Origin of the sequence: Niabella drilacis, from assembly GCF_900101395.1 — a bacterium.
GTDB classification, from domain to species: domain Bacteria; phylum Bacteroidota; class Bacteroidia; order Chitinophagales; family Chitinophagaceae; genus Niabella; species Niabella drilacis.
The window spans coordinates 1-25,609 of record NZ_FMZO01000025.1 but is presented as its reverse complement, the minus strand read 5'-3'; the positions used below and the strand labels follow the sequence as shown (position 1 = coordinate 25,609).

Here is a 25,609-nt window from a genome sequence, read left to right as displayed (position 1 = left end):
AAAACAGCAAAAAGTCGCAAAATCTCAAAAAAAAAAGCAAAAAACAGGACATCCCTGCACATAACTGTGCATAACAGCAAGGTTACTGTTCAGAAAAAATAATTATATTTGATGAAGAAAGTTGCATAAACAACCATTTTCAACACGATAAAATCACGCACTATGCAGGAAGCATATATCGTTGCCGGTTACAGGACCGCAGTAGGTAAAGCCAAAAGAGGCGGGTTCCGCTTTTACCGTCCCGATGACCTGGCCATTACCGTAATCAAAGGATTAATGGCCTCGGTTCCACAGCTGGAGCCCGCCCGGGTGGATGATGTCCTGGTAGGTAATGCCGTACCGGAGGCTGAACAGGGGCTGCAGGTAGGACGCATTATCTCGGCCCGGGCCCTGGGTATTGAAGTGCCCGGTGCCACCATCAACCGGTACTGCGCCTCCGGCCTGGAAACCATTGCTATGGCCACTGCCAAGATCCGCACCGGCCAGGCCGATTGCATTATTGCCGGTGGTACTGAAAGCATGAGCATGGTACCCGCATCCGGATGGAAAACCGTTCCCTCCTACTCCATTGCCAGCGATGACCCGGACTATTACCTTAATATGGGTTTAACCGCCGAAGCCGTTTCCAAAGAGTTCAACATCTCCCGGGAAGATGCAGATGCCTTCAGCTATCACTCCCACCAAAAAGCCATTCACGCCATACAGAACGGGTATTTTAAAGAGGGTATCCTCCCCATAGAAGTAGAAGAAGTATTTGTAGATACCCGGGGGAAACGGCAGGTAAAGAAATTTGTGGTTGATACGGACGAAGGCCCCCGCGCAGATACTTCCATGGAAGCCTTACAGAAATTAAAGCCGGTTTTTGCCGCCAATGGGGTAGTTACCGCCGGCAATTCTTCGCAAACCAGCGACGGGGCCGCCTTTGTAATCGTGATGGGTGAAAAAATGATGCAGGAACTGCAGTTGCAGCCCATCGGCAGGCTGGTAGCCAGCGCTGTGGCCGGGGTACATCCGCGCATTATGGGCATCGGGCCGGTAGCAGCCATCCCAAAAGCATTGGGCCGCGCAGGCCTTTCCCTGGGCGATATTGACCTGATCGAATTAAACGAGGCCTTTGGCGCACAATCCCTGGCCGTGATCCGGGAAACGGGTTTGAATCCTGATATCGTTAACATCAACGGAGGTGCTATTGCGCTGGGACATCCCCTGGGCTGCACCGGCTGTAAACTCACCATCCAGGTACTTGGAGACCTGAAACGCCTGAACAAAAAATACGGTATGGTTACTGCCTGTGTGGGTGGCGGACAGGGAATTGCCGGTATCATCGAACGTTTTTAATTTTTTTATCGTCTAAAAGTCCGGTTCGCCGTGCATAACGGTAAACCGGTTTTTTTTTGAACCAGCAGCAGCACAGGTGGCGGCGATCTTGCGACGCTCCGTTCAACTGTGGCACAGGGTTCATCCCATTCACAATTCACTATTGCCTATTTACTATTCTATGTCCAAACCCTTTACAAAAACGCTCAATCTCGCCAATATTGTAAAACAGCTCTGGCCCTTTGTAAGGCCCTACCGTACCATGATCTTTGGTACACTGGCACTTACCCTCATCGGGTCACTTGCGGCACAGGTAAACCCGCTTATCCTGAAGTATACCGTTGATCATGTAGACCTGCTGCTGCAAAAACCCGATCCGATGCAGGAAGGGCTGCGGCTCCTGCTCTATATTTCCATCATCCTTTTCACCAAAGAAATCGTAAATATTTTCATCCAGTTCGGACAGAAATTTTATGGCGAAAAGATCCGGATCAATGTCAGCAACCTGCTTTCAGAAGCAGCCATCAAAAAGATCCTCGGCTATGGCATGTCCTTTTATGCCGCCCCGGAAAACCAGTCCGGCCGCCTGCAGACAAGGATCGACCGCGGTGTGGAAAGCCTGACCCGGCTGGTACAAAACTTCTTTATTGATATCCTTCCCCTGTTTTCCAATGCCATCCTCGCCCTGGTGATCATGTACCTGGCCAATGTAAAAGTAGGACTGGTAGCCACGGTGATCCTGCCCGCATACTTTTATGTAAGCAGCCGGCAGGCGCAAAAGCTGCAGGGCGTACGCCGGCAACTGCGGCGGGGAAGGGAAAACAAGAACAATGGGCTGCTGAACCTTATTGAGTCCATCACCGTGATCAAGAGCTTTGTGCGGGAAACCTATGAAGAAAAAAAACAGCTCGAGATACAGGACCAGCTCACACAGGACCAGCTTTATACCCGCAAAACCAATTTCCGTTATGACGGCATCAAGTCTTTTATTGAGCAGATCGGCGTGGTACTCATTATTATCCTTACTACCTACCTGGTACTGGGTCACCAGATCAGCATCGGTGCCATTATGCTGCATATTATGCTCTTCAATAACGTATCGGCCCCCATCCGCCAGCTGCACCGTATTTATGATGAGGTAAACGATGCATTCATTTATGCCGAGGCTTATTTCCAGATACTGGATGCGGAGGAAGCCACCGAACAATCCGGTTCTTATAAAGAAGAAGTGGTAAAGGGCAACTTTGAAATGCGGCAGGTAAACTTTACCTATCCCAATGGTACCAAAGCCCTGCACAACGTTTCATTGAAAATTGAGGGCGGAAAGACCACAGCGCTGGTGGGACTGAGCGGGGCAGGAAAAAGTACCATTCTCAACCTGCTCAATAAGTTCTATGTTCCCGACAACGGCAACATTGTCCTGGACGGGATCGATCTGAATGCCTATAACAACCAGGTACTGAGAAGCGAGATCGGGCTGGTGTTACAAAAGAATCATATCTTCAAGGGGTCCATTGAAGACAATATCCGCTATGGAAAAATGGACGCCACAAAGGAGGCGATCATCGCCGCCGCAAAAAAAGCCAGCCTGCACGACCAGATCATGGAGCTGCCGCAGCAATACGCAAGTGATGCCCAGTCGCTGAGCGGCGGCCAGCAACAGCGCATTGCCATTGCCCGGCTGTTTCTGAAAGACCCGCCTGTAATCTTTTTGGATGAGCCCACCGCAAGCCTGGATGCCATTGCTACCGAACAGATCAAGAACAGCCTGGACGCGATCAAACAAAACAGAACAGTAGTGATCATTTCCCACTCTATTTCCCAGATCGTTGATGCCGACACGATCTATGTATTAAAACAGGGACACGTAGTAGAAAGCGGCACCCACGAGCAGCTCGTTGCCCTTAACGGAACCTATCGCGAAATATTCAATGCCTCTGCGCGCAGCCTTAATATTGCCCGCATAGCACAGTCTTATCATTAGTTCAAAACATTTAACTTTCGTTAACAGCCGTTAGCATCACATTAGCGTCATATAGTTGAAGACATTTTTAATCATTAATCCCTAAGTACAACTATTATGAAAGTGAAACTGATCTTATTGGCGTTCGTACTGCTGATAGCGGGTGTTTCAAAATCAGAAGCCCAGCATTACCGGTACGAAAAAAAATCCAGCAAATATTATAAAAAAAGCTACCGGCCTGCGGCTGTGGTATATTACCCCGTCGTACACCGCACCCGGTACTATAACACCGGCAGGTCTTACCCCCCGGCCTACAGGCAGCACTACCGTTACCGGCATCATCGCCACCTGCCTCCGGGGCAAGCGAAAAAATATTACCGGCATCACAAGCATCACAAACGCGTACATTATTACTAAGGATAAGTGTATGATTCATAAGGTTTAAATTGGTTTTACAGTCGCCACCTTTCCAGGTGGCTTGACTGTTGGTATAAAGTTTGTTTTCCTAACCGTTAAAAAAAACAGTATGAATACGTTGACTTTAAAATTGAATAAATCCCGGCTGGTGATATGGATGATAGCGCTGCTGACAGTGGCCGGGCTTAGTTCCTGTACAGAGGTTTATTATCCGTCCTATGGCTATTATGATCGCGGGCAACACTACCGGCGCATGCCCCCCGGCCAGGCAAAAAAATACTATGGCGCAAAATCAGCCCGGGACTTTGCACCGGGACATAATAAACGTTATTACAGGTATTAATATTTTATAACGCAAAATAGACATCATGAAATTTCCACTCATTAATAAAACCCGTCTGCTGGTTGCCGGCGTCCTGATTGCCCTTGTGGCAGGGCTGAGCTCCTGTGCAGACACTTACTATCCCTCCGGCAGGTATTATGACGACGGATACTATGGCTATTATCCCAACTACTATTACTCCCCCGGCTATTATGGCTATTACGGCAATGGCGGTTACTACAATAACCGCTACTACCGGAATAAACGGTACGACCGGAAATATGACCGCAGGAGATATGATGACCGGAGAAAGACATACAGCAACAGCAGGGATCGCTACCGGGTCAATAACAACCGGAACAACGCCGAGTATTATCGCCAGCAAAACAATAGCAGAAGCCGGGTTCCGGTTACTAACAACCGGTCCGGTACCAATAGCCGTTCCAATGAGGTACGGTCAAGGAATACCCCGCCACAGCGTTCTTACAGTCCCCCTCCATCAAGAAGCGTTCAGCAGGCGCCAAGAGGCAATTCCAGCCAGGGCCGGTCTGGCAGCAATAACAGCCGGTCCTCAAGTAATAACAGCCGGTCTTCCAGGAGATAGGCAATGCAGACAGATGTAGCTGAAGCCGCAGGTCATTTTCCGGAAGACCTGCGGTTTTTATTGGGAACGAAACTCCGTTCATAGAGGCCGATCCAGTCCGGTACCGAAACCCGTTCCGATAGTTTCCCGATCAGGTCAAAAGGAATGAGCTCCGGCTTGCTGAAACGGATACAGCTTTTGCCCACATCCGGTTTTTTTACCGAAACCTCCCGGTACGCGTTCAGGAACCATTCCATCAGGCCGGTATCTGCATATAAACCCATATGATAAAGTGCAATACCGCTTTTTTGAGAAGCAATGTTCATAAAAGGCAATGGCAGCTCCGGGCTGCAATGGTATCCCGGAGGATAAAGGCGGTGCGGCACCACATAACCGATCATACCATAGCTCATCACTTCTTCATAGCCTTCCGGCAGGTGTTCCAGGATCACAGTCCGCAGTTTTTGCATTGCAGGCAGCCACGCTGCGGGTATTTCCTTCAGGTAGCTGGCTACTGTTGTTGCGCTGGATCGCATAAATTCTTTAAGGTTTTTTTTAGCATTTTTTTTACAAAACACGGCTTCCGGCTGCCACCATTTCTCCGTTTTTTATCGTCCAATAAATATAACAAAAAAAAGAATGAGTAAAAATTTTATAAAACTGGGAATGTTCCTGCTGGGAGCCAGCCTTTTTTTGGCTTTGGATAGTTCTGCGCAATACCGGCGCTATCCGCACCGGGTTTACTCCTATCACCGGGCGCCAAGGGTTTCGATCGGTATCGGCGGTGTTGTGGGCTGGCCAGCCCCCTATTACCGCTATGGATATGGTCCGAATATAGGCGTCTCCGTAGGCATTGCCCTGCCCCCTATTGGCGCTACTATTTACACATTGCCGCCGGGAGCACGCAGGGTTTATTATGGTGGCGTCCCCTACTATTACCGCAATGATCTATATTTTGTTCAGCGGGAAAAAGGTGGCTATGAAGTAGTGGCCCCTCCCCTGGGATCCACATCCCCACGCCTGCCCAGGGGGGCTCGTATGCGCAAAATTGACGGGAATACCTACTACGAGTACAACGGTACATATTACCGTCCGGATGTTGATGAGGATGGAGAGCGGGTATACGTGGTAGTTGGACGAAACGGGACACTGGACACCGAAGAAGCAGGAGCACAGCCTTATAGTGACGACCGGGGCTACATGGATGATAACCGGGGTGATGAACAGAACAGCAGCGAACCGGCGGAACAAAACCCCCATAACACGGATACCAGCGATGCCGTTTATGATACCCGGCCCCAGGCAGGAGACCAGTTTGATCAGCTGCCCAGAAACTCCACCAGGGTAACAGTTGATGGCAAAAGCCGGTTCCGCTCTCCCGCAGGCACTTATTATAAAGAGGTTACTGTTGATGGCAAAACAGTATACGAGGTAGTACAGTCAAAATAATACATTTAAGGATAGCACAGAAAAAGTGGCCGCAGCCTGGCCGCTTTTTTTGATGCACAAAGTTTTTTTAATGACAAACATGGGCCAGAGGCAGGGAAGCAGACCCGTCTATTTTCTGAAGATCAGTATCGCGCTGTATCTTTTTTTTGCCTGCCTGCTGCCAGGCCTTTCCCTACGCGCGCAGGAGGCAAAATCGTTGCTCTGGAAGATCAGCGGTAATCATTTACAGGCCCCGTCCTATCTCCTGGGCACCATGCACCTGGTTTGCGGGGAGGATTTTGAGATTTCCCCCAAATTAAAAACGGTGCTGAAGAAAGTGCATACGGTAACATTTGAAGCAGACATTGCTGCAATGGATGGTACCAGCCAGCTGATGGACCTGATGAAGCCCGTGCCCGGGATCCTGGAAAAAACACCACCGGCACAGCGCAGGGCCCTGGACAGCCTGCTGAAAGCATACCAACTTACACCAGATGTACTGAATTACATGTCGCCCTTTGGGGTTACCTCGGTGCTGACACTGAAAAGCTTTAATTGTTCCGATGCCTCCGAAGTAAAAATGATGGAAAAAGAGCTCTATAATTGGGCACAGGACGATTCATTACAGATCGACCACCTGGAGTCCGTCGACTTCCAGATACAGGTGATCCGGTCGATGAATACGATCGACGAGCTCCTGAGCACGCTTAAGGGTATGAAGGATGCGCCGCATTTTATAAAAGACCTGGTCCAGGTTTACAAAACAGAGGACCTTCCCCGTTTAACCAGCCTGATGAGTGATCCTTCATTTATGAGTACCGTACAGCAGACCCGCCTGCTCAAAGAACGTAACGATAACTGGACACAGCTGCTCCCCGGTAAAATGAAAAAAAGCGCGACCCTGTTTGCCGTAGGTGCCGGCCATCTTGGAGGTCCAAACGGGTTGATCCGGCTTTTAAAAGAAAAGGGTTATGCGGTAACCCCGGTTTTTGATTAAAATACAGTATGGTTTATCGCTTTCAGAACGCAGAACGATCAGCAGGAACAATCTCAACCGGGTACGGGTGGCCCCTTTCACCGCTTGTCTCTGCCAAATAAGGTTCATCAAAACAATACAGATACACATGAAAAGGAGCTATTATATCCTATCTGCACTCCTGCTGCTTACGGCGTTTTTATCGGGCATTTTAACATCCGGTATTTCAGTAGTCGGGCGTGTTGGTGTTAATACTTTTTATAAGAATTACCGGTTCTTTAAAATATGGTGGCAGGCAGCGCTTGTATGCCTGCTGTTGCTGGTCCTGGTTGCCCTCCTGCTCTACGGGATCGACAAAAAATTCAAAGGAAGCAAACGTATCCTCCTGCTCCTTACTTTTCTTTTTGCATTCCTGGGCGGCCTTTTTATAACGTACTCCGATTTTCGCCATTCGCTTTCGCACCGGTGGCTGGGCGAACGTTTTCACCTGGGTATCTATTTATACTGGATCGGGTTTTGCATTGCCGACCTGTTCTTCCTGCTTACGCAAAGGAATATTCCATCCCCCGCGGTAACCACTCCACAAGCATCCAGCGAAGCTCCGCCCGGGGACTGTTGATCCGGCGGCCAGCAGTGTTTTCAGTGAACGATCTTCAAAAAACCTGTCCCATCATAAACCCTAAGCCCGTCAGGGGCCAGTGACCAAACAGGAGCACACGCTAAAAGATTGCCGTCAGCGAAGCCCTTCCCGTATTCACCGTTTTTGTGGCTCCCGGCTTGCGGCCATCGTATTGAATATTGAGCTCCAGGTTACTCATCAGCCGTTTGGTCAGTATTACATTCCATAGATAGTTTTTCCCCGGCTGTAATCCGTCCAGCATGATATAACTGATGGTGGTATTGGCAGCAGCGGCCGCATAGTTGAGATCATCCAGTGTAAAACGTGCCGTCAATGCAGCGCTCTGAAGAATATTATACTTCGTTTCGGCAGTGAAGGCATTGGAAACCGCTTTTTCCCCGCCATAAGCCGGCCTGTTCTTTTTTACTTCGTATTTATAACCTGCCGTTACCCGGAACGTGGTTCCGCGGATCAGGGAAAGCGAGGGCGCTGCGCTGTTCTTTGTAATTTCATAATTGCGGTTATCAAATTGCTCATTATCCGAGTACAGGGCCTGTATACCGCTGCGGGCATCCAGGTTCAGCGTCAGGCTGCTGCCAAAAAACTGCCGGTATTTCAGCGACCATTCCTTTGTCTTGCGGCTTTCGTAACCATAGGTCAGCAGCGATTTTCCTGTATTTTGCAGGTTGCTGATATCCAGTCCCCAAACCGTACTGAGCCGGTTAAACGAAAGTGTATTGACCAGTACGGAGCTCATAGCAATAAGGCTGGTGTCATTTAACGCATACCGGAAAGGATTCAGCTCAATAAAGCCTGCAGCCTGCGCCTTCCGCGATACCTGCAGGGTGCTGGTCCAGTTAAACCGGGATAAAAAACGCTGAGCCCCCCCTGCTGTTTTTTCATTCCAAAGCAACTTGGGGTTCAGTCCCAGGCTATAGTTCAGCGTATTGTAGTTCGCTTTTATATACTGGTTGGTTGGTGTATTGATCCTGATGAACCGGGCCTGGTCCGAAAAAGCAGCCAGTTCAAATTCATTCAGTTGCTGGATGCTGTCCTGGTTCAGATCGATCCAGGTATACTGACCCGTACCAGCCGGCACTTCAAGGTAAGCATACTCCCTTTTCTGCTCCTGGCCCGAGCCAGCCTCGTACAATACATTACCGGTAAGAAATCCCCTGAACTCGGTCATATTATACTCAACCCTGGACAGCAGGGTATTTTCCTCCTGCTGCCGGCTTACAGCGCTATTGAGCACTTTTAATTTGCGCAATGTTGTATTGAAGTATAGCTGGCGGTTTTTGCCGGCCAACAATTCGGTTTTAAAATTCAGATTATAACTGCGGTCGCCTTTTACAAGATCCCTGTATAAGGGATACTGGTCCTCCCTGGTATAGAAACTGATCCCATACCGGTTTTGTTTTGCCTCATCCGATTTGATAAAGAAGGTATAGGTATCAAACGAAAATGCAGTGGCATTCAGTGTATCCGCGGCCTTGTTGCGGCTGTCATTCCGCTCCAGTGCATAACGTGCGCCAACGCTCCAGTTATCCAGCGCGGGGATCTTTTTACTGATGTCAATTACAGGGCGCAGAAAATAGCCTTTATCCTGGTCGCCGCTGTAGCGGGTAGCCGTAACATCATTGTTAAACGTCCAGTTCCGCCATTGGGTAAACTGGGTTACTGCGTGTTGAAAACCGGTATAATGATCGCTGCGGTTATAGTTGGTAAAATGATATTGCAGCCGGTTGCCCTTTTCATTCTCCAGCCCTGTAGCGGCCCGGATGATGTGCTCATCTACACGGCCGGTAACCAGCGGCAGCCCCCAGTCTCTTGTAAACTCCACGCCTCGCAGGCGCTCTACCGGCTGAAACCGGGCCTGTACCACCTCATAATCGAGTGAGGATACCAGCTGCAGCTTATTTTTTTCATTAAGCGGGGCTGTATTAGTGAGGTTAACCTTTGCGGCAAATCCCTTATCATCGCCGTTATCAAGCCTGGAAAATGTATTTACATCGTAAGTGCTGGCGGCAACCTCGGTCTTCAGCATTGTCCGTTTGGTAAGCGCATAATCAATCCCCAATGTAAGCACCTGCTGTTTTTTAGGCGTAACCAGGGCTATCACCGGGGCATAGTTCCCCTGCTTCCGGCCATTTTCCGGCGGCATATACCGGAACACTTTTCCATTGGCGTTCGTGTTATCCACAACATAATCCCCCCGCCCAAAACCTACGTCTGTAAAAGACACATTGTACCGGGCAGAATCACGATTGGTTGTATACCGGTAAAAAGAATCAACGATCAACGTATCCTGCATAATATAGTCCCGCGCGTACAGCACTTTTCCCGCAGCAAATGTATCGGACACGGCCGAGGGATACAGGGCATTCTGGATACTGTCGCCGATCTGCGATAAAAACTGCTTCTGCCGGTTGTCCAATACCTGGTTAATAGAAGAATTTTTAGCATCACTGTTATTAAAAAAGCCCACCCGCAGCTTCAGCTTATTATTAAAATTAAGCTCCTGCATCCCATATACGTTTGTATTCAGGAAGTTCCGGTCTGCATATTCAAACTCAACCTGGATACGGCTGTCCTTGGTGATCATCCGGCGCGGGGTAAAGCTTACTTCCGCAGTATTATAGTTGATCACATAATCCTGGTCTTCCCCCCGCTGCAGGAGTTCACCATCGATAAAAACACGCTCCGTATTGGCCAGCACTATAAAAAACAGCTCGTTATTGGCGCCCTGTAATTTGTACGGCCCCTGGTTACCCTCCAATCCCTGAAACACATTGCGGGTAAACTTTCCTTTGGCTACAGAACCGCTTACCAAAGTATTGGAAGTCGTTTTCTTTAAAGGATCACTGGCCGTTTGAAACGATACACCCTGCAGGCGTTTGTAAAAGTTAAGAAAATAGCTGCGGTTCTCTCTCAGATCCATATCCCCGATATTCAGCTGCCAGCGCTTCTTCTTAAACCGGATATACACCTCATCAAATTCATTCAATTGCTGCGTATTCCCATCTGGTTGTATGGGAATATTGTTATCCGTGATGGCGGCCTGCAATTCGATACTGTCTGCCAGCATCCCGCTCAGTTGCACATTCAGATTGGAATTTAATACCAGGCTTTGATTATTGCCGAACCCCATTTGCCGGCCAAAACTGCCCTGTGCATTGATATTCCCAAAATTAAACAGCGCGCTGCGGCCACGGCTTTCGGCAACGGGCGGCGCAATAGGCGCTGAGTTCCGGAGCAGGCTGTCAAAATTCATCCGCTGTACTACCGGGTTCAGCTTCCGGCTAAATACGCGATAGTATACCTTTACATGCGTGGCTGCGGGCTTATGTAACCAGTATAACAAGGCGTTCACATAGTCCAGGCGGTAAGCGCTGCTGTCTATGCCTTCCATCCTGAAACTCTGCGGGATGATACTCAAACTGTCGAGCTGTACCGGGTCTTCAAGCACGGGGACCAGCCGGGTCCTCAGGTTCGATAACGGCCGGGAAGCAGCCCCTTCCTGCCCGTATATTCCGGCAGCCATACAAAGAAAAAGAAAAAAAAATGTTATGCTTCTCAACAGATGCAATCCCGGTTGTTTTAATTCAGCAAAAATCGGCTTTTTAGGCATACATAAAATGTCTACTTTCAGTGTTTCAGCGCTTCTGTGGCAATTAACGCAACTTTTATCGCTGCAAATACGTTAATGTAGCAATTATGAGTACGAATAAAATGCAGGTTGAAATATGGAGTGATGTTATGTGTCCCTTTTGCTATATTGGCAAGCGGCATTTTGAAACGGCACTCGGGAAATTTACAGACAATCAACAGGTGGAGATCACCTGGAAAAGTTTTCAGTTGGATCCTACGCTTCCCGAAAAGGAAGAACTCGATCATGAACAATACCTTACCGAACGCAAGGGCTTGCCTAAAGAGCAGGTCAAATCCCTGTTGGGCCACGTAAGTCAATCCGCAAAACAGGCAGGGCTCGATTATCATTTTGAGAAAGTAGTAACGGTCAATTCCTTTAATGCCCATCGTTTGATCCAGATGGCCAAAACAAAAGGATTGGGTGATGCGGCAGAAGAGCGTCTTTTTAGTGCCTATTTTACCGAAGGGCATGATATTGCCGACCGGGAAACCCTTACCAAACTGGGAAAGGAGATCGGTCTTACTGAAGAAGATGTAAACGAAGCCCTTACCAGTGAGGTATACGCGGGCAAGGTGAACCGTGATATTTACGAAGCACAGCAGATCGGGGTACGCGGTGTTCCTTTTTTTGTATTTGATCGTAAATATGCCGTTTCGGGCGCCCAGCCTCCGGAGGCTTTCACAGAAACGCTGGACCGGGCTTTTGCAGAATGGCGAAAGGCAAACCCGGCGCCGGCACTGGAAATAACAGAAGGCCCGTCCTGCACACCGGACGGAAGCTGCAGCTAACTTTGGCCTTATTTTTCCGGCACAGGTGGCGATCTCAAAAGCCCCTCCCCCTCATGCGGTTCCCGAGGCTTGCATGCACGCCTGGTTCAGAACCGCTGCAGGAATTGACACCATTAACGGGAGATGCCGGGGAGTGGGCACCGGGGGACAAAAAAAAGCCGCTCCCGTTGCGGAGCAGCTTTCAGAATCTTTAATTTCTCAGGATGTCAGTATTCGTCTTCGTTAAACAGAAAATCTTCCTGGGTTGGATAGTCGGGCCAAATGTCCTCGATGGTTTCATAAACATCGCCCTCATCTTCCAGTTCCTGTAAATTTTCAACCACTTCAATGGGCGCCCCGCTTCTGATCGCAAAATCGATCAGCTCGTCTTTGGTGGCTGGCCAAGGGGCATCTTCTAGATAAGAGGCTAACTCAAGTGTCCAAAACATACTATATTCGGTTTTTAGATATTAACAGGATACCTGAAACAAGGTTCATGGTATTTTCAAATTTTTGCAAAAGTAACTGTATTCTACAATTTAAAAAATACTTATTTTTACCCGGAAAATTTTAAGAAAAACACTTTTTTCTAATGATCACCAAAGCTAAAAAATACCCTAGATGTGTAAGAAGATCATCATCTGCCTGCTGGCGATAACAACTTTTACAACCCTTTATGCCCAGCAAGGTGAAGACCCCTTTCCGAAGTTCCAGATAGCAGCCTCCGGAGGCTATGCCTTCCGCCTGGGTAAAAAACCCGCTTCCAGCGATTATTATAAAGATATTTCGCGGGGGTCCGTGCTCGATGGGGGGCTGTATTACTATTTCAGCCGCCAGTCCGGCATGGGGATCCGGTACTCCGAATTCAGTAGTTTCGGTTCGGGCAATCTCATTACCGGTCAGTTTGCGCGCAGCGATATTAAGATCCGGTTCATTGGCCCGGTTTATCAGAGCCGGCTGATCAGCCGCTCGGAAAAGTTCCATTTTTTAACAGGGCTTTCTCTGGGATATATGAGCTACCGCGACAATGCTGTTTTTGACCAGGGAAGTGCTGCTATCAAAGGCGGCACCTTTGGTACAATGGTAGAGCTGGGGAGCGATCTGCGCATTGTACGCGGTCTTTTTGCCGGCCTGAAATTCAGCCTCTATGGCGGCAGCCTTTCCTCTATCACCCGCCAGGGACAAACCGTACAGCTGGACGATAAGCAGCGCGAAAGCCTGAGCCGGATCGAGGGAACCGTGGGCCTGCGTTATTATCCGTTTTAGTCCCGCTCCTTACCGGCACAATCGTTATATTTACGGTCATATATCAACACAATGATCTCGGGGAAAAATATACACAAAGCCTATGGCACTGTACAGGTGCTGAAGGGTGTCGATATTGACATCAACAAAGGAGAAGTTGTTTCTATTGTTGGCCCCTCCGGCAGCGGCAAAAGTACGCTGCTTCATATATTGGGCACACTGGATAAACCGGATACCGGGTCGGTGCTCATGAACAATATACCGGTAAGCACGCTCAGCGGAAAACAATTAGCGGCTTTCCGGAATAAGAATATCGGTTTTGTTTTCCAGTTTCACCACCTCCTCCCGGAGTTTTCTGCACTTGAAAATGTTTGTATACCTGCCTGGCTGGGCGGACGCCGCAGAAAAGAAGTTACCCGGGAAGCCCGGGATCTGCTGGCAATACTGGGCGTTGATCACCGGCTCGAAAATAAGCCCAACGAGCTCAGCGGTGGCGAACAGCAACGGGTAGCCGTTGCGCGGGCACTGATCAATCAGCCGGAGATCATTTTTGCAGACGAGCCTACCGGCAACCTGGATACGACCAATGCAAGGGAGTTACATCGCCTGTTCTTTGATCTGCGCGACCGGTTTCAGCAAACCTTCCTGATCGTTACACACAATGAGGAACTGGCAACTCTTAGCGACCGTACCCTGCACATGAAGGATGGCCTGATTGTATAAAAAAAACGGCTCTGTGAGCCGTTCCTGGTTGATCCCCGTTATAATTTTATTGCCGTTCCCGGTAAAATGCCACTACCATCTTTTTCGAAGTCGGATCCAGTAATGTCAGCGTTTTCGAGGAGGCCACAAAGTTCTCCTTTATTTCATACGCTACATTGTTCCAGGTCATTCGCTTTGTTCCGTTACTAAAGGCAAATTGATCCGTCCGGATCTGATCTCCGCTTACGTCGTAGTAATGGATCAGGTGATCCTGTTTTGAGAACTCGGCGCGGCCACCGGCAGGAACCAGGTCCACCCCGGCTGCAGTGATCACACTTTTCCAGTTACCAACAGATACCATGTTTTCTATAGTGTCTGTACCTATCGCGTCCTTCGTACGGGAGCAGGCGCCCAGGAAAAAGACACCTGTTATCATGATACCCAGAATCATTTTCGAAATTGTTTTCATATTTCTTTTTTTACGGTTTAAAGTTTGCTGTGCTGTAGCTGTTTCAAGATTTATGCCAAGCCCCGGACCGCCCAATGCAGGTTGCAAAAAAGACGCTCAGCATCAACCCTGTGGATGCAGGCTGCCTTTTTTAAATTTTTGTTAAAGCAACAGGAAGAGCTTATGCAGGGTATCCGGCTCTATAGCAGCCCTGCCTTTCATTACCGCGGGCCCGGAACCGGCAATATGTTATTTCCTGTATGTATAAACCGGTCTAAGGGTTGCGGGGGCTCCAGGGAATATCGGCAATACGGGTTAAATGACCGGTATACCGGGCCAGCACAAACAGGTAATCGCTTAGCCGGTTCAGGTAGGTGATCACCAATCCATCCACCGGTTCTTCTTCCGCCAACCGCACGCAGGAGCGCTCTGCCCGGCGGCAAACACATCTTGCAAGGTGCAGGTAGGAAATTGCAATACTCCCCCCCGGCAAAATAAACGATTTCATTTCCGGTAAAAGAGCGGTCATGGCATCTATTTGTTTTTCCAGCAGGAGGATATCTGCCTCATGCAGGTCTGGCAGCATCATTTTAGTGTCCTTACCGGGATCCCTGGCCAGTAAGGCTCCTATCGTAAAAAGGCGGTCCTGTATCTCCCGGAGGAGGTCCAGCGCCGCAGGATCCGTTTGTACATCCCTGCATAGCCCAATGCAGGAGTTCAGTTCATCTACGTTCCCATACGCTTCAATTCGCAAATGCGCTTTTGACACTTTGGTACCACCAATAAGCGCGGTCTTACCTTTATCCCCGGTCTTTGTATAAATACGGAAAGTCATGCCTTGAAATTTGAGAATTTGATAATGAGGAAATTTGGAACCGTGGGAATAGACAGGAGCCTGTCCGGACATTGAACGCAAAACTTTAAACCTGCGAACTGACTTTCTTCACGGGCTGATCACTTTCAATCACCCCATCACGGAGTCTTACGATCCGGCGTGCATGATTGGCAATATCCTCCTCATGTGTTACCAGCACCACCGTATTTCCGTCGCTATGTATCCGGTTAAAAATATCCATGATCTCGTAGGAAGTCTTGGTATCCAGGTTACCGGTAGGCTCATCGGCCAGGATCAGCGAAGGGTCATTGACCAGGGCCCGGGCTATGGCCACGCGCTGGCACTGTCCGCCGCTCAGTTCATTCGGTTTATGATGGTAGCGGTCCGTGAGGCTCACCAGCTCCAGCATCCGCATGGCTTTTTCGTTCCGCTCGGCCTTCCGGATGCCTGCGTAAATCAGTGGTAACGCCACATTTTCAAGCGCTGTAAGCCGGGGTAATAAATTGAACTGCTGAAATACAAAACCTATTTCCTTATTACGCACTTCCGCCAGTGCGTTATCTTCCATTTTACTTACATCTTTGCCATTCAGCACATATATACCGGAAGTAGGCGTATCCAGACATCCAAGAATATTCATCAAGGTACTTTTACCGCTGCCGGATGGTCCCATCAATGCTACATACTCGTTTTTGTCAATGTTCAATGAAACACCTTTCAGAACAGGCAGCTCCTGCTGGCCCATATAGTAGCTCTTGCGCAGGTCATTGATATGGATAATGGAGTGGGTCACATTATTTGCGGATCACTTTGGGCACTTTAAAGAAAACACCGTCGGTGGCGGGAGCATTCAGCAATGCTTCTTCCCGGGTAATAGACCCCTCAACGCGATCATCTCTCAGCACGTTCGTTTCCTCACTCATATGCATTAATGGATCCACATCTTTGAGATCAAGCTCATTCAATTTTTCCACGAACCCGATCATTTTTTCAAGATCTCCCCGGAACTCCTGTTTCTCTTCCGGAGAAAAGCTAAGCTTGGAAAGATGGGCCAGTTTGTCGATCAATGCTTCGTTTACTTCCATTTGTCAAAGATAAAGGGTCGTATCGAGAATCTGCGCTTTCAGCCGTAAGCTATCAGTTTTCAGCCTTCAGATTCGGCGATCAGCGCCATTTGAAATTAGAATCCCGAACATTCAGGAGCGTGACCAATATCGGGTAGCACAACGAGCCAACGTGGAACATTGAAATTTAAACCTGGAACATAACAACTTCAGCCATTATGCCTGTGTTCCCAGCCACATGGCCCCGCCCGCGCTGTCGCGGCTGGCCCCGGTTACCGAGCACAGCACGTTGGTTTCTTCACGCCAGCGCAGCACCGCCATCAATGCCATGATCATTGCTTCCTTATACAATACCAGTTTTTCGTCCGGAACAACTACCGCAGTCTTCAATACCTGCTTCAGACGGCTCATCAAAAAGCCATTGAGCGCCCCGCCCCCCGTTACCAGCAACTGCTGCTCCGCGCCATAGCCGCTATCGGTTTCCAGGGCCCGGGCTACCTGCCGCACAATATGTTCTGTATAGGTCCGCAGCCGGTCTTCTACCCTGCCTCCATAGCGCTGCAGGATGGGGTAAACCCTATCGGTTCCAAAATCATTGGCAAGCGACTTGGGAGCCGGCAATTGATAAAAATCCAATGCATCCAGTTCCTCCAGCAAAGCTTCGTTCACCTCTCCGGTGGCAGCAAGCGCTCCATTGGCATCGAACTCCCTCCCCAGCTCTCCGGCTAACAGGTTCAATACCCGGTTTGCCGCGCAAACATCAAAAGCCCTATAAACCCTATCCTTTACCGAAAGATTGGCAATCCCTCCTATATTCAGAAAGTAGCGGTATCCCGGCAGTAAAAGCTGCTCCCCGATGGGGACAATGGGCGCACCCTGCCCGCCCAGGGCCACATCCATGGCACGAAGATCCGTAACTACTGTCAACCCGGTTTCCGCCGCAATTGCCGCCCCATCGCCGATCTGCCCGGTCATGCGCTGTTCCGGAACATGAAATGTTGTATGGCCATGGGAACCGATCACGGCTATTTTATAATGAAGATCATACCGGTCTATAAATGCATTTACCTGGGCGCCGATATAATGTCCGTACGCAGTATGCAGCAGCTGGTAGTCCAATGCATTCAGGGTAACAGCCTGCTCCAGCTTTGATCTCCACTCAGGGGTATATGCCAGGCAGTCCGCCTGCTGGATCTCAAATTGCCATTTACCGCCATTTTCGTGAAACTCCACCAATGCAATATCCAGCCCATCCAGCGAGCTGCCACTCATGATTCCAATAGCCCTGTAGATCATAGTCAAACTTTTAGATTTGTCAAAAATAACAGATTGCTGAATGCTAAACGCCCCAAATATTTGTTTCAGACTTCGCGCCAGGTCCCTGTTCCTCTTCTCACAGGTCACGGGCCGCTAAGGGTTAAGATGATTGAACACTGTTGAATGTGGTTGACCACTGACAACTGAAAGCTGACCACTGCCGGCTTTATTCTCAAATATTGTCTTACTTTTATTACCCGGGAAACAACAATATAAACAACTACAATATGGTCATTAATTTAAGTGAGCAACACAGCCTGGTAAGCAATTGGGTGAGCGAACTGAGGGATATTGAGATCCAGAATGACCGGATGCGTTTCCGCAGGAACCTGGAGCGCATCGGGGAGGTGATCGCTTATGAAATCAGCAGGGAGCTGCCTTACAAAACAATAGAGACCCATACACCGCTGGGCATATCAGGTTCCCGGGTACTGAGCGAGCAGCCGGTGCTGGCTACCATTTTGAGAGCGGGGCTTCCAATGCACCAGGGGCTTTTAAATTACTTCGACAAGGCCGACAATGCCTTTGTTTCTGCCTACAGGAAGCATCATAAAGATGGCAGCTTTACCATCAATGTAGAATATTTAAGCAGCCCCACACTGGAGGACCGTATCCTGATCATCTCAGACCCTATGCTGGCTACCGGCGCTTCACTGGTAAAAACCGTTCAGTATCTCCGGGAAGTAGGCCGGCCGAAGTTTATTCACGTGGCCGCAGCCATCGCCTGTACCGAGGGGATCGAATATGTATTGCGCGAAGAGCCGGCATTAAAACTCTGGTGCGGCGATATTGATGATGAAATAACCGCTAAGGGCTATATTGTGCCCGGCCTGGGGGATGCCGGAGACCTGGCATTTGGCGGCAAGGCCCAGTACTGACCGCATACCGCTCCTGTAGTAAAAAGACGCCGGGTATGGAACATCAAAGAGCACTGCGCCCCCGGGGAACTTTTCCTCCGGCATTGTCCTGAACTATCGTAAAAATGCGTTGCCCCGGCTCGCCGGCCGGGTACCACTTTTCCGTTTTTTAGGTCGCTGCAGCGGTCACCCAAAATTTGTTTTATCAACAACAGGAGCCATAACAGAACTCCACTAAAATGTACAAAAAACTAAACATCTGCTAAACTTTTTCCACATTCGCTATAAATATTTCAAAAAAACTAATGCGTGTTAAAAAAATATTTTTGTACTTTTCCGCACTAAATCCATCTTAGTTATTTTTTACATATGAATGAATCAATCAGGCCTTTTATCGAAAAGGTAAGTGCAAGAAACCATGGTGAGTCGGAATTTTTACAAGCAGTTGCAGAAGTTGCAGAATCAATCATCCCTTATATTGAGGCGCAGCCAAAATACAAAGACAGCAAGATCCTGGAACGGATTGTAGAGCCGGAACGGGTTGTGATCTTCCGGGTTCCCTGGCTCGACGACAAAGGCCAGGTGCAGGTAAACCGCGGCTTCAGGGTGCAGATGAACAGTTCTATCGGCCCCTATAAAGGAGGCCTGCGGTTTCATCCGACCGTAACCCTCAGTGTTCTGAAATTCCTGGCATTTGAGCAGGTTTTTAAGAACAGTCTTACCGGTCTGCCCATGGGCGGGGGAAAAGGAGGATCTGATTTTGATCCCAAAGGAAAATCAGACAATGAGATCATGAAATTCTGCCAGAGTTTCATGACGGAGCTCTACCGGCACGTTGGAGATGACATTGATATTCCTGCCGGGGACATCGGTGTGGGAAAACGCGAGATCGGCTACCTGTTTGGGCAATATAAGCGCATTACAGGCACGTTTAACGGCGTACTTACCGGCAAGGCATTTGAATGGGGCGGCAGCCTGATCAGACCCGAAGCCACCGGCTATGGTCTTATTTACTTTGTAGAAGAAATGCTGAAAGTGCGGGAAGATTCATTATTAGGCAAGCGGGTACTCATTTCCGGTTCGGGTAACGTGGCTCAGTTTGCTGCTGAAAAATGTATTGAAAAAGGCGCCAAGGTGTTGACCATGTCCGACTCTGAAGGTTTTATCTATGACCCCGTGGGCATCGACCAGGAAAAACTGGAGTATATCAAGGATCTTAAGGACAATCAGCGTGGGCGCATCAAAGAATATGCGCAACGTTACTCCTGCGAGTTTTTCCCCGGAGAAAAGCCCTGGGGTATTAAATGCGATATTGCCCTTCCCAATGCTACCCAAAATGAGCTGAATTTATCCGATGCAGAAACACTCATACAAAATGGCTGTATCTGTGTGGCAGAAGGCGCCAATATGCCCTGCACGCCCGAGGCTGTAGCCGCTTTTCATGAGGCAAAAGTGTTGTACGCCCCCGGCAAGGCAGCCAATGCCGGAGGTGTGGCGGTTTCCGGTCTTGAAATGTCGCAAAACTCACAGCGCTACTCCTGGGGGAGAACCAAGGTAGACAATAAGCTGAAGGAGATCATGAGCGACATTCACCACATTTGTATGAAGCACGGACACGAAAAGGACGGCCATATCAATTACGAAAAAGGCGCCAATATCGGAGGATTTGTAAAAGTTGCGGAAGCCATGCTCTCACAGGGTATTGTGTAAAGAGCCATAAAAATATGCATTCGTATTCAACCGCTATGCGAAACTTCAGGTTTTGTGTAGCGGTTTTTTGCGAAGCTTATTGTAACATTGCCCTATGACAGCTACTATTTACCTGATCCCTACTTATCTGCATGAAAGCAATCTGAAGGTATTGCCCGCTTATCTGCTGGAGGCCATTGAAAAATGTACCGTACTTTTTGTAGAGAATGAGCGCACCGCCCGGCGCTATCTGAAGCAATTGAAAAAGGAGATCGTCATCGATGGCTTTGAATGGTACGGCATTCAGAAAGCAGAGGAAAACGTATTGAAGGAGTTCAGGCAGAAACTGGCAGCAGGCAAAACCATCGGCATCATCAGTGAAGCAGGCTGCCCCGGCGTAGCCGATCCGGGCCAGCTGTTGATCGCCGCGGCGCAGGAAGCCGGGGCACAGGTGATCCCCCTCGTAGGTCCCTGTTCCATATTGCTTGCGCTGATGGCCAGCGGTCTAAACGGCCAGCAATTCAGCTTCACCGGTTATCTGCCCATCGATAACGGGCAACGGATCAAAGCCATCAAAGAACTGGAAACAGAATCCCAACGCCGGAACAGCACACAGATCTTTATTGAAACACCTTACCGGAACAACCAGTTGCTGGAGGCCCTGCTAAGGCATTGCCACCCGCAAACAAAACTCTGCGTGGCAGTAGACATTACAGGCGATCAGGAATCCATCCAGACAAAAACCATTCAGCAATGGCAGACACGAACCATTGACCTGCACAAACGCCCCGCAATCTTTTTATTAAAAAGGTGATACCCCGGCGTCGGTCATCGCAATAATGCTGTCAACAATATAAACCGTATTGCCCCGCCAGGGCAAGGCGCCGCGGTATTCCTTATAATGCAGGTCAAAACGTTTGCCGCTATGAATGGCCAGTGTATCATAGATCCGCTTGCTTTCGATAGAGAAAACAAAATTATTGGATTGGGCGCCTCCGCCAACCGCCCCTTTGATACCGGCCTGGATGAGCTCACCTTCGAATGTTTTAAAGATCTGTCCCTTGCGCACCACATTCTTCAGGATACCAGATTTTACGCCATCCCCAAACACATTATAGTAGTGCCAGTAAACATATCCGCCACCCAAAAGGATCAGTACCAGCAATACCATAAAAAAATACCTGCGACAACCCGAACGTTTGTTTGCTCCCTTCTGGTTCTCAATTGGTAAGGTTTCCATAAAAAATGGTTTAATTAAAAAATTTAATGCGCAATATTCAATATTGCATTATTTTTGTGGTTCGAAAGTACAATTTGTTTTTAAATGAATAACTTTTTAAAACATACAAAACACGTTGCATTTCATGCAAATATAACCACGGGGATTTACGCCGTCGGTTTTGACGTGGCTGTGTGTTTTCCACGACCGATGCGCTGTCCTGATTGCTGACAGGACGAACCCCTGACCTGGGCCCTGTCAGTGAAAAAGCTCCGAAAAAAACTTCTCAGGACTGGTCTCCCGCAAATCCCATTTAACAACACATCGTGGACAATCTCAATCAGGAAATTATCGTAAGAGTAGCGGAAGCTGCTGATAAAAAATATTCAAAAATCATTACGGACGAAATGGAATCATCGGCAAAGGCCCGTGGTACCGGTATTGCTAAAAGAAGTCCGGAATATATTGAAAAAAAGATCGATGAGGGAAAGGCCGTAATCGCCCTCACTGAAAGTGGCGACTGGGTAGGTTTCTGCTATATCGAAACCTGGAGCCATGGAGAATATGTGGCCAACTCAGGGCTGATCGTTTCACCCCATTTCCGTAAGAGTGGCGTTGCCAAAAGAATTAAGCAGACCACTTTTAAACTCAGCCGGAAAATGTTTCCCGAAGCCAAGATCTTTGGCCTGACCACAGGTTTGGCGGTAATGAAGATCAACAGCGACCTGGGATATGAGCCCGTTACCTACTCGGAACTGACCCAGGACGAACAGTTCTGGGCGGGTTGTAAAAGCTGCGTCAACTACGAGATCCTCATGAGCAAGGACCGGAAAAATTGCATGTGCACCGCTATGCTGTACGATCCCAAAGACCATTATGAGCCGGAAGAGACCAAGGCCTTTTTTGAAGAGAACAAAACGGGGCTCGAACGGCTTCAGCGTTTTAAACAATGGAAATTTCTGAAGGCCTTCAGGAAAAAAGATAAAGCCGATGGCGGCAGCGGCAGCGGAACATTGAAATCTTTTTTTAAGAATATGTTTCATTTATAACAACATCATAAATCAAATCATAAGTTCATACTACCATGGCTAAAAAAGTTGTATTAGGATTTAGCGGCGGTTTAGACACCTCGTTTTGTGTAAAATACCTAACTGAAGAAAAAGGATATGAGGTACACAGCATTATTGTAAATACCGGGGGCTTTAGCGAGGAGGAATTAAAAAAGATAGAAGCACACGCAAAAAACCTGGGGGTAAAATCACATAAAACGGTGGATGCCGTTAAGAACTACTACGACTCTATTATACGCTATCTGGTATACGGGAACGTGTTAAAAAACAACACCTACCCCCTCAGTGTATCCGCCGAGCGCTTAAGCCAGGCCCTGCACATTGCCGGTTATGCCCGGGAGATCCAGGCAGATGCCATCGCACATGGCAGCACAGGTGCAGGCAATGACCAGGTACGGTTCGACATGGTATTTCATATCATGGCGCCGGAATTGGAGATCATTACCCCCATCCGGGATATGAACCTTAGCCGCGCTTCAGAGGTTGAATACCTGAAAGGCAAAGGAGTGGACATGAACTTTGAAAAATCGGTTTATTCCATCAACAAGGGGCTTTGGGGTACCAGTGTGGGAGGTAAGGAAACACTTTCTTCCAACGGATACCTGCCAGACGAAGCCTGGCCCACACAGGTAACCCAAACCGGCACCGAATCTGTAAAGCTTACCTTTGAGCAGGGCGAACTGAAAAAAGTGAACGACCAGGCATTTGATCACCCGACAGAAGCCATACAGCATCTGCAGCAAATTGCCGGCCCTTACGGCATCGGCCGCGATATCCACGTAGGCGATACCATTATCGGCATCAAAGGACGTGTCGGTTTTGAAGCGGCCGCGCCCATCCTGATCATTAAAGCGCATCATGCTCTGGAAAAACATGTCTTAAGCAAATGGCAACTACAATGGAAAGACCAGATATCCCAGTTCTATGGTACCTGGCTGCATGAAGGGCAGATCCTGGATCCTGTAATGCGCGATATTGAGGCATACCTGTTGAGCAGTCAGCGCAATGTAACCGGCGACGTATTCCTGCAGCTACACCCCTACCGTTACCAGGTATTGGGAATTGAAAGTCCGTACGATCTGATGAATAATGCTTTTGGCAGCTACGGAGAAGCTAACAGGAGCTTTACCGGTGACGATGTAAAAGGCTTTACCAGGATATTTGGTAACCAAACGTCGATCTATCATATCATAAAAGAAAATGCCCACGAGGGAAAATAAGGTGGTGAGCGATGCGGCCCCTGTATCTTCCTATTACTGGGGAACAGGTGGTGAAGCATTTGTTTTAAGCAGCAATCCACGCTTTTCAATCAAAAAAGAACAGATCCCTCCGGGTACAGGCGAGCAATTGCACCTGCACAACAAGGCTACTCAATTCTTTTACATTATAACCGGTGTGGGTTCTTTTGAAATTGATCAACGTTCCTTCCTGCTAAATGCGGGGCAGGGAATCGAAATTTTTCCGGGGCAACCGCACCGGATCTTTAACCAGGGAACGGAGCAACTGGAATTTCTGGTCTTTTCTCACCCGTTAACCGAACAGGATCGCTTAAATTTGTGATTCCCGGAAAGTACACAATAAAAAAACAGATAAGCATGAAGATAAAAGCTGGAATAATTGGTGGCGCAGGATATACAGGTGGTGAACTGATCCGTTTACTCATCCATCACCCTTTTGTAACCATCTCATTTATTCACAGCCGAAGTAATGCAGGAAAACCCGTTACCGATGTACATGCGGACCTGGTGGGAGATATCGACCTGAGATTCACCGGCGAGATCTCACAGGATATTGACGTACTGTTCCTGTGCCTGGGGCACGGCGAGTCTACAAAATTTTTAAAGGAGACCCCTATTGATGCATCCGTTAAGATCATCGATCTGGCGAATGATTTCCGTTTAAGAAAAGACAGCAGCCAACCGGATATCAACCGGAACTTTGTTTACGGGCTTCCGGAACTAAACCGGGAGGCGATCCGTAAGGCGCAGAACATTGCCAACCCCGGGTGTTTTGCCACAACTATTCAGCTGGGGCTGTTACCTCTTGCAAAAACAGGTGTTCTTAAAGAAATTTATACAACGGGGATCACCGGCTCTACAGGAGCAGGGCAAAAACTTGCAGCAACATCACATTTCAGCTGGAGGGCCAATAATATCCAGGCCTATAAAACGCTTACCCATCAGCACCTGGGAGAGATCGGCGAATCGCTGGATCAGCTGCAACCGGGAACAGAGATTGACTTAAGCTTTGTGCCCTGGCGGGGCGACTTTACCCGCGGCATTTTCATCAGCTCCACCATAACAACCGATCTGTCACTGGAAGAACTCTATTTTTTATTTGAGGACTTTTACAACGGGCATCCTTTTACCGTGGTAAGCCGTACACCCATTTTCCTGAAACAGATCGTAAACACCAATAAGGCGGTGATCCAACTGGAAAAAGTAGGTACTAAACTGGTAGTCCATTCTGCAGCGGACAACCTGCTGAAAGGAGCCTGCGGACAGGCTGTGCAAAATATGAACCTGGTTTTTGGCCTTGATGAGCGGGCTGGTTTAAATCTGAAACCGGCGGCGTTTTAAAGCCATCAATCAGATTTGAGTCCCGAACCCTCGGAACAGTATTTGAAATAGCAAAAGGGGAAACCAGTGTCAGGCATAAAACCGCCCCAACTGAAACATTGAACGTTACACCCGGAGCAGGTCCTTAACAGCCGGCCACTGGTTTTTTACATCTGATAATGAACCGGAATCAATTTTATTAAAATGCGTAATTACTGGTGGTTTGTGAGGACACCAATGCTATTAAAATAAGAAAAGTCTGTATCCAGGATCGTCCTTCCAGGGAGACAGGCATCTGCGATGGTTGCTACTATTGTAGGTAATGGGCATAGTACAACCATGAGCCTGATCCTTAAGGTTTCTGGCTTTTCTGGCAAAGCGGATCCTGTTTTCAGCAGCTGATTGTGCTTTATTTGTACATGGGACTAAAGCGATTTTTTCGTTTAAACTTGTGGTTTCTGGCAAAAGACCTGTTGGGTACAATAGCTACAATAGAACTTGAGATCTTGCCTGCCAATTCCACTATGATGTTTACACAGCGTTTGAGGGTATATAATTCTA

Annotated in this window: 27 protein-coding genes; 18 read left to right on the top strand and 9 right to left on the bottom strand. The window is 48.5% G+C overall.

What is annotated here, in order from left to right; translation table 11 throughout:
- Positions 1-162: 162 nt before the first annotated feature.
- The 5 genes from BLS44_RS24325 (at position 163) to BLS44_RS24305 (ending at position 4,623) form a co-directional block, all read left to right on the top strand.
- Positions 163-1,338 carry an acetyl-CoA C-acyltransferase gene (locus BLS44_RS24325; protein ID WP_090393342.1) on the top strand — a complete coding sequence of 392 codons (1,176 nt, stop codon included), beginning with the start codon at positions 163-165 and terminating at the stop codon, positions 1,336-1,338.
- A 160-nt stretch (positions 1,339-1,498) separates the two neighbouring features.
- The gene (locus BLS44_RS24320) at positions 1,499-3,301 is read left to right on the top strand and encodes an ABC transporter ATP-binding protein (RefSeq protein ID WP_176954540.1); all 1,803 of its coding nucleotides are present in this window, start codon (positions 1,499-1,501) and stop codon (positions 3,299-3,301) included.
- Between the two features lie 96 nt (positions 3,302-3,397).
- Positions 3,398-3,697 (top strand): hypothetical protein, encoded by a 300-nt coding sequence (locus BLS44_RS24315; protein WP_090393340.1) that lies wholly within the window; start codon positions 3,398-3,400, stop codon positions 3,695-3,697.
- Between the two features lie 109 nt (positions 3,698-3,806).
- Complete coding sequence (locus BLS44_RS24310) at positions 3,807-4,040, top strand: hypothetical protein (protein WP_090393385.1); 234 nt, start codon at positions 3,807-3,809, stop codon at positions 4,038-4,040.
- Positions 4,041-4,065: 25 nt separating this feature from the next.
- Entirely contained in the window at positions 4,066-4,623 is a 558-nt protein-coding gene (locus BLS44_RS24305) for a hypothetical protein (RefSeq protein ID WP_090393338.1), read from the top strand.
- A 32-nt stretch (positions 4,624-4,655) separates the two neighbouring features.
- Here BLS44_RS24305 and BLS44_RS24300 read toward each other — a convergent pair whose 3' ends face one another.
- Positions 4,656-5,138: a DUF1801 domain-containing protein gene (locus BLS44_RS24300; RefSeq protein WP_090393337.1), complete on the bottom strand. Its 483-nt coding sequence runs from the start codon at positions 5,136-5,138 to the stop codon at positions 4,656-4,658.
- A gap of 103 nt (positions 5,139-5,241) precedes the next feature.
- Here BLS44_RS24300 and BLS44_RS24295 point away from each other — a divergent pair, with 103 nt between their 5' ends.
- The 3 genes from BLS44_RS24295 to BLS44_RS24285 all read left to right on the top strand — a co-directional run bounded on the left by BLS44_RS24295 (position 5,242) and on the right by BLS44_RS24285 (position 7,625).
- On the top strand, positions 5,242-6,051 hold the full coding sequence (locus tag BLS44_RS24295) for a DUF6515 family protein (protein WP_090393335.1): 810 nt from the start codon (positions 5,242-5,244) through the stop codon (positions 6,049-6,051).
- A 79-nt stretch (positions 6,052-6,130) separates the two neighbouring features.
- Positions 6,131-7,027, top strand: a complete 897-nt coding sequence (locus BLS44_RS24290; RefSeq protein WP_090393333.1) for a TraB/GumN family protein — start codon at positions 6,131-6,133, stop codon at positions 7,025-7,027.
- Between the two features lie 127 nt (positions 7,028-7,154).
- Positions 7,155-7,625, top strand: a complete 471-nt coding sequence (locus BLS44_RS24285; RefSeq protein ID WP_090393331.1) for a cytochrome d ubiquinol oxidase subunit II — start codon at positions 7,155-7,157, stop codon at positions 7,623-7,625.
- 100 nt (positions 7,626-7,725) lie between these two features.
- Here the strand turns inward: BLS44_RS24285 and BLS44_RS24280 are convergent, their stop codons facing one another.
- Positions 7,726-11,169 carry a hypothetical protein gene (locus BLS44_RS24280; RefSeq protein ID WP_090393384.1) on the bottom strand — a complete coding sequence of 1,148 codons (3,444 nt, stop codon included), beginning with the start codon at positions 11,167-11,169 and terminating at the stop codon, positions 7,726-7,728.
- A 173-nt stretch (positions 11,170-11,342) separates the two neighbouring features.
- On the opposite strand from BLS44_RS24280, the gene BLS44_RS24275 reads away from it, so the two are divergent.
- On the top strand, positions 11,343-12,065 hold the full coding sequence (locus BLS44_RS24275) for a DsbA family oxidoreductase (protein ID WP_245729413.1): 723 nt from the start codon (positions 11,343-11,345) through the stop codon (positions 12,063-12,065).
- A 206-nt stretch (positions 12,066-12,271) separates the two neighbouring features.
- Here the strand turns inward: BLS44_RS24275 and BLS44_RS24270 are convergent, their stop codons facing one another.
- Complete coding sequence (locus BLS44_RS24270; protein WP_018627833.1) at positions 12,272-12,493, bottom strand: DUF2795 domain-containing protein; 222 nt, start codon at positions 12,491-12,493, stop codon at positions 12,272-12,274.
- Positions 12,494-12,665: 172 nt separating this feature from the next.
- On the opposite strand from BLS44_RS24270, the gene BLS44_RS24265 reads away from it, so the two are divergent.
- Together BLS44_RS24265 and BLS44_RS24260 are read left to right on the top strand one after the other, a co-directional pair.
- Positions 12,666-13,310, top strand: coding sequence for a hypothetical protein (locus BLS44_RS24265; RefSeq protein WP_090393329.1), 645 nt, complete (start codon positions 12,666-12,668; stop codon positions 13,308-13,310).
- Positions 13,311-13,361: 51 nt separating this feature from the next.
- A complete protein-coding gene (locus BLS44_RS24260) occupies positions 13,362-14,012 on the top strand; it encodes an ABC transporter ATP-binding protein (protein WP_090393326.1) in 651 nt (216 codons plus the stop codon).
- 46 nt (positions 14,013-14,058) lie between these two features.
- Here BLS44_RS24260 and BLS44_RS24255 read toward each other — a convergent pair whose 3' ends face one another.
- The 5 genes from BLS44_RS24255 to BLS44_RS24235 all read right to left on the bottom strand — a co-directional run bounded on the left by BLS44_RS24255 (position 14,059) and on the right by BLS44_RS24235 (position 17,634).
- Positions 14,059-14,460, bottom strand: a complete 402-nt coding sequence (locus tag BLS44_RS24255) for a hypothetical protein (RefSeq protein ID WP_143019915.1) — start codon at positions 14,458-14,460, stop codon at positions 14,059-14,061.
- A gap of 253 nt (positions 14,461-14,713) precedes the next feature.
- Positions 14,714-15,274 carry a cob(I)yrinic acid a,c-diamide adenosyltransferase gene (locus tag BLS44_RS24250; RefSeq protein WP_090393322.1) on the bottom strand — a complete coding sequence of 187 codons (561 nt, stop codon included), beginning with the start codon at positions 15,272-15,274 and terminating at the stop codon, positions 14,714-14,716.
- A gap of 85 nt (positions 15,275-15,359) precedes the next feature.
- The gene (locus BLS44_RS24245) at positions 15,360-16,067 is read right to left on the bottom strand and encodes an ABC transporter ATP-binding protein (RefSeq protein WP_090393320.1); all 708 of its coding nucleotides are present in this window, start codon (positions 16,065-16,067) and stop codon (positions 15,360-15,362) included.
- Between the two features lies 1 nt (position 16,068).
- A complete protein-coding gene (gene gatC, locus BLS44_RS24240) occupies positions 16,069-16,359 on the bottom strand; it encodes an Asp-tRNA(Asn)/Glu-tRNA(Gln) amidotransferase subunit GatC (RefSeq protein ID WP_090393318.1) in 291 nt (96 codons plus the stop codon).
- A gap of 195 nt (positions 16,360-16,554) precedes the next feature.
- A complete protein-coding gene (locus BLS44_RS24235; RefSeq protein ID WP_090393316.1) occupies positions 16,555-17,634 on the bottom strand; it encodes an anhydro-N-acetylmuramic acid kinase in 1,080 nt (359 codons plus the stop codon).
- A 248-nt stretch (positions 17,635-17,882) separates the two neighbouring features.
- Between BLS44_RS24235 and upp the strand changes: the two genes are divergently transcribed.
- The 3 genes from upp to BLS44_RS24220 all read left to right on the top strand — a co-directional run bounded on the left by upp (position 17,883) and on the right by BLS44_RS24220 (position 21,015).
- Positions 17,883-18,533, top strand: coding sequence for a uracil phosphoribosyltransferase (upp, locus tag BLS44_RS24230; RefSeq protein WP_090393382.1), 651 nt, complete (start codon positions 17,883-17,885; stop codon positions 18,531-18,533).
- Positions 18,534-18,881: 348 nt separating this feature from the next.
- Positions 18,882-20,222: an NADP-specific glutamate dehydrogenase gene (gene gdhA, locus BLS44_RS24225; protein ID WP_090393314.1), complete on the top strand. Its 1,341-nt coding sequence runs from the start codon at positions 18,882-18,884 to the stop codon at positions 20,220-20,222.
- A 94-nt stretch (positions 20,223-20,316) separates the two neighbouring features.
- Positions 20,317-21,015, top strand: a complete 699-nt coding sequence (locus tag BLS44_RS24220; protein WP_090393312.1) for an SAM-dependent methyltransferase — start codon at positions 20,317-20,319, stop codon at positions 21,013-21,015.
- Here BLS44_RS24220 and BLS44_RS24215 read toward each other — a convergent pair.
- A complete protein-coding gene (locus tag BLS44_RS24215) occupies positions 21,004-21,441 on the bottom strand; it encodes a hypothetical protein (protein WP_090393310.1) in 438 nt (145 codons plus the stop codon). The genes BLS44_RS24220 and BLS44_RS24215 overlap by 12 nt on opposite strands.
- A gap of 305 nt (positions 21,442-21,746) precedes the next feature.
- On the opposite strand from BLS44_RS24215, the gene BLS44_RS24210 reads away from it, so the two are divergent.
- From BLS44_RS24210 to argC, 4 genes are read left to right on the top strand one after another with little or no spacing between them, the layout of a single operon-like run.
- A complete protein-coding gene (locus BLS44_RS24210; RefSeq protein WP_090393308.1) occupies positions 21,747-22,469 on the top strand; it encodes a GNAT family N-acetyltransferase in 723 nt (240 codons plus the stop codon).
- 35 nt (positions 22,470-22,504) lie between these two features.
- A complete protein-coding gene (argG, locus tag BLS44_RS24205) occupies positions 22,505-23,710 on the top strand; it encodes an argininosuccinate synthase (protein ID WP_090393306.1) in 1,206 nt (401 codons plus the stop codon).
- Positions 23,691-24,050 carry a cupin domain-containing protein gene (locus BLS44_RS24200; RefSeq protein ID WP_090393304.1) on the top strand — a complete coding sequence of 120 codons (360 nt, stop codon included), beginning with the start codon at positions 23,691-23,693 and terminating at the stop codon, positions 24,048-24,050. The genes argG and BLS44_RS24200 overlap by 20 nt, the downstream gene beginning before the upstream one ends.
- A 35-nt stretch (positions 24,051-24,085) precedes the next feature.
- Positions 24,086-25,069 carry an N-acetyl-gamma-glutamyl-phosphate reductase gene (gene argC, locus BLS44_RS24195; protein WP_090393381.1) on the top strand — a complete coding sequence of 328 codons (984 nt, stop codon included), beginning with the start codon at positions 24,086-24,088 and terminating at the stop codon, positions 25,067-25,069.
- Positions 25,070-25,609 lie beyond the last annotated feature (540 nt).

Coding starts and splice junctions, on each gene's coding strand:
- BLS44_RS24305 (WP_090393338.1), top strand. CDS start 4,066: ATGAAATTTCCACTCATTAATAAAACCCGTCTGCTGGTTGCCGGCGTC.
- BLS44_RS24290 (WP_090393333.1), top strand. CDS start 6,131: ATGGGCCAGAGGCAGGGAAGCAGACCCGTCTATTTTCTGAAGATCAGT.
- argG (WP_090393306.1), top strand. CDS start 22,505: ATGGCTAAAAAAGTTGTATTAGGATTTAGCGGCGGTTTAGACACCTCG.
- BLS44_RS24275 (WP_245729413.1), top strand. CDS start 11,343: ATGAGTACGAATAAAATGCAGGTTGAAATATGGAGTGATGTTATGTGT.
- BLS44_RS24300 (WP_090393337.1), bottom strand. CDS start 5,138: ATGCGATCCAGCGCAACAACAGTAGCCAGCTACCTGAAGGAAATACCC.
- gatC (WP_090393318.1), bottom strand. CDS start 16,359: ATGGAAGTAAACGAAGCATTGATCGACAAACTGGCCCATCTTTCCAAG.
- BLS44_RS24220 (WP_090393312.1), top strand. CDS start 20,317: ATGACAGCTACTATTTACCTGATCCCTACTTATCTGCATGAAAGCAAT.
- BLS44_RS24315 (WP_090393340.1), top strand. CDS start 3,398: ATGAAAGTGAAACTGATCTTATTGGCGTTCGTACTGCTGATAGCGGGT.
- BLS44_RS24325 (WP_090393342.1), top strand. CDS start 163: ATGCAGGAAGCATATATCGTTGCCGGTTACAGGACCGCAGTAGGTAAA.
- BLS44_RS24260 (WP_090393326.1), top strand. CDS start 13,362: ATGATCTCGGGGAAAAATATACACAAAGCCTATGGCACTGTACAGGTG.
- BLS44_RS24295 (WP_090393335.1), top strand. CDS start 5,242: ATGAGTAAAAATTTTATAAAACTGGGAATGTTCCTGCTGGGAGCCAGC.
- BLS44_RS24320 (WP_176954540.1), top strand. CDS start 1,499: ATGTCCAAACCCTTTACAAAAACGCTCAATCTCGCCAATATTGTAAAA.
- BLS44_RS24200 (WP_090393304.1), top strand. CDS start 23,691: ATGCCCACGAGGGAAAATAAGGTGGTGAGCGATGCGGCCCCTGTATCT.
- BLS44_RS24280 (WP_090393384.1), bottom strand. CDS start 11,169: ATGGCTGCCGGAATATACGGGCAGGAAGGGGCTGCTTCCCGGCCGTTA.
- BLS44_RS24265 (WP_090393329.1), top strand. CDS start 12,666: ATGTGTAAGAAGATCATCATCTGCCTGCTGGCGATAACAACTTTTACA.
- BLS44_RS24235 (WP_090393316.1), bottom strand. CDS start 17,634: ATGATCTACAGGGCTATTGGAATCATGAGTGGCAGCTCGCTGGATGGG.
- upp (WP_090393382.1), top strand. CDS start 17,883: ATGGTCATTAATTTAAGTGAGCAACACAGCCTGGTAAGCAATTGGGTG.
- BLS44_RS24215 (WP_090393310.1), bottom strand. CDS start 21,441: ATGGAAACCTTACCAATTGAGAACCAGAAGGGAGCAAACAAACGTTCG.
- BLS44_RS24310 (WP_090393385.1), top strand. CDS start 3,807: ATGAATACGTTGACTTTAAAATTGAATAAATCCCGGCTGGTGATATGG.
- argC (WP_090393381.1), top strand. CDS start 24,086: ATGAAGATAAAAGCTGGAATAATTGGTGGCGCAGGATATACAGGTGGT.
- BLS44_RS24270 (WP_018627833.1), bottom strand. CDS start 12,493: ATGTTTTGGACACTTGAGTTAGCCTCTTATCTAGAAGATGCCCCTTGG.
- gdhA (WP_090393314.1), top strand. CDS start 18,882: ATGAATGAATCAATCAGGCCTTTTATCGAAAAGGTAAGTGCAAGAAAC.
- BLS44_RS24250 (WP_090393322.1), bottom strand. CDS start 15,274: ATGACTTTCCGTATTTATACAAAGACCGGGGATAAAGGTAAGACCGCG.
- BLS44_RS24255 (WP_143019915.1), bottom strand. CDS start 14,460: ATGAAAACAATTTCGAAAATGATTCTGGGTATCATGATAACAGGTGTC.
- BLS44_RS24285 (WP_090393331.1), top strand. CDS start 7,155: ATGAAAAGGAGCTATTATATCCTATCTGCACTCCTGCTGCTTACGGCG.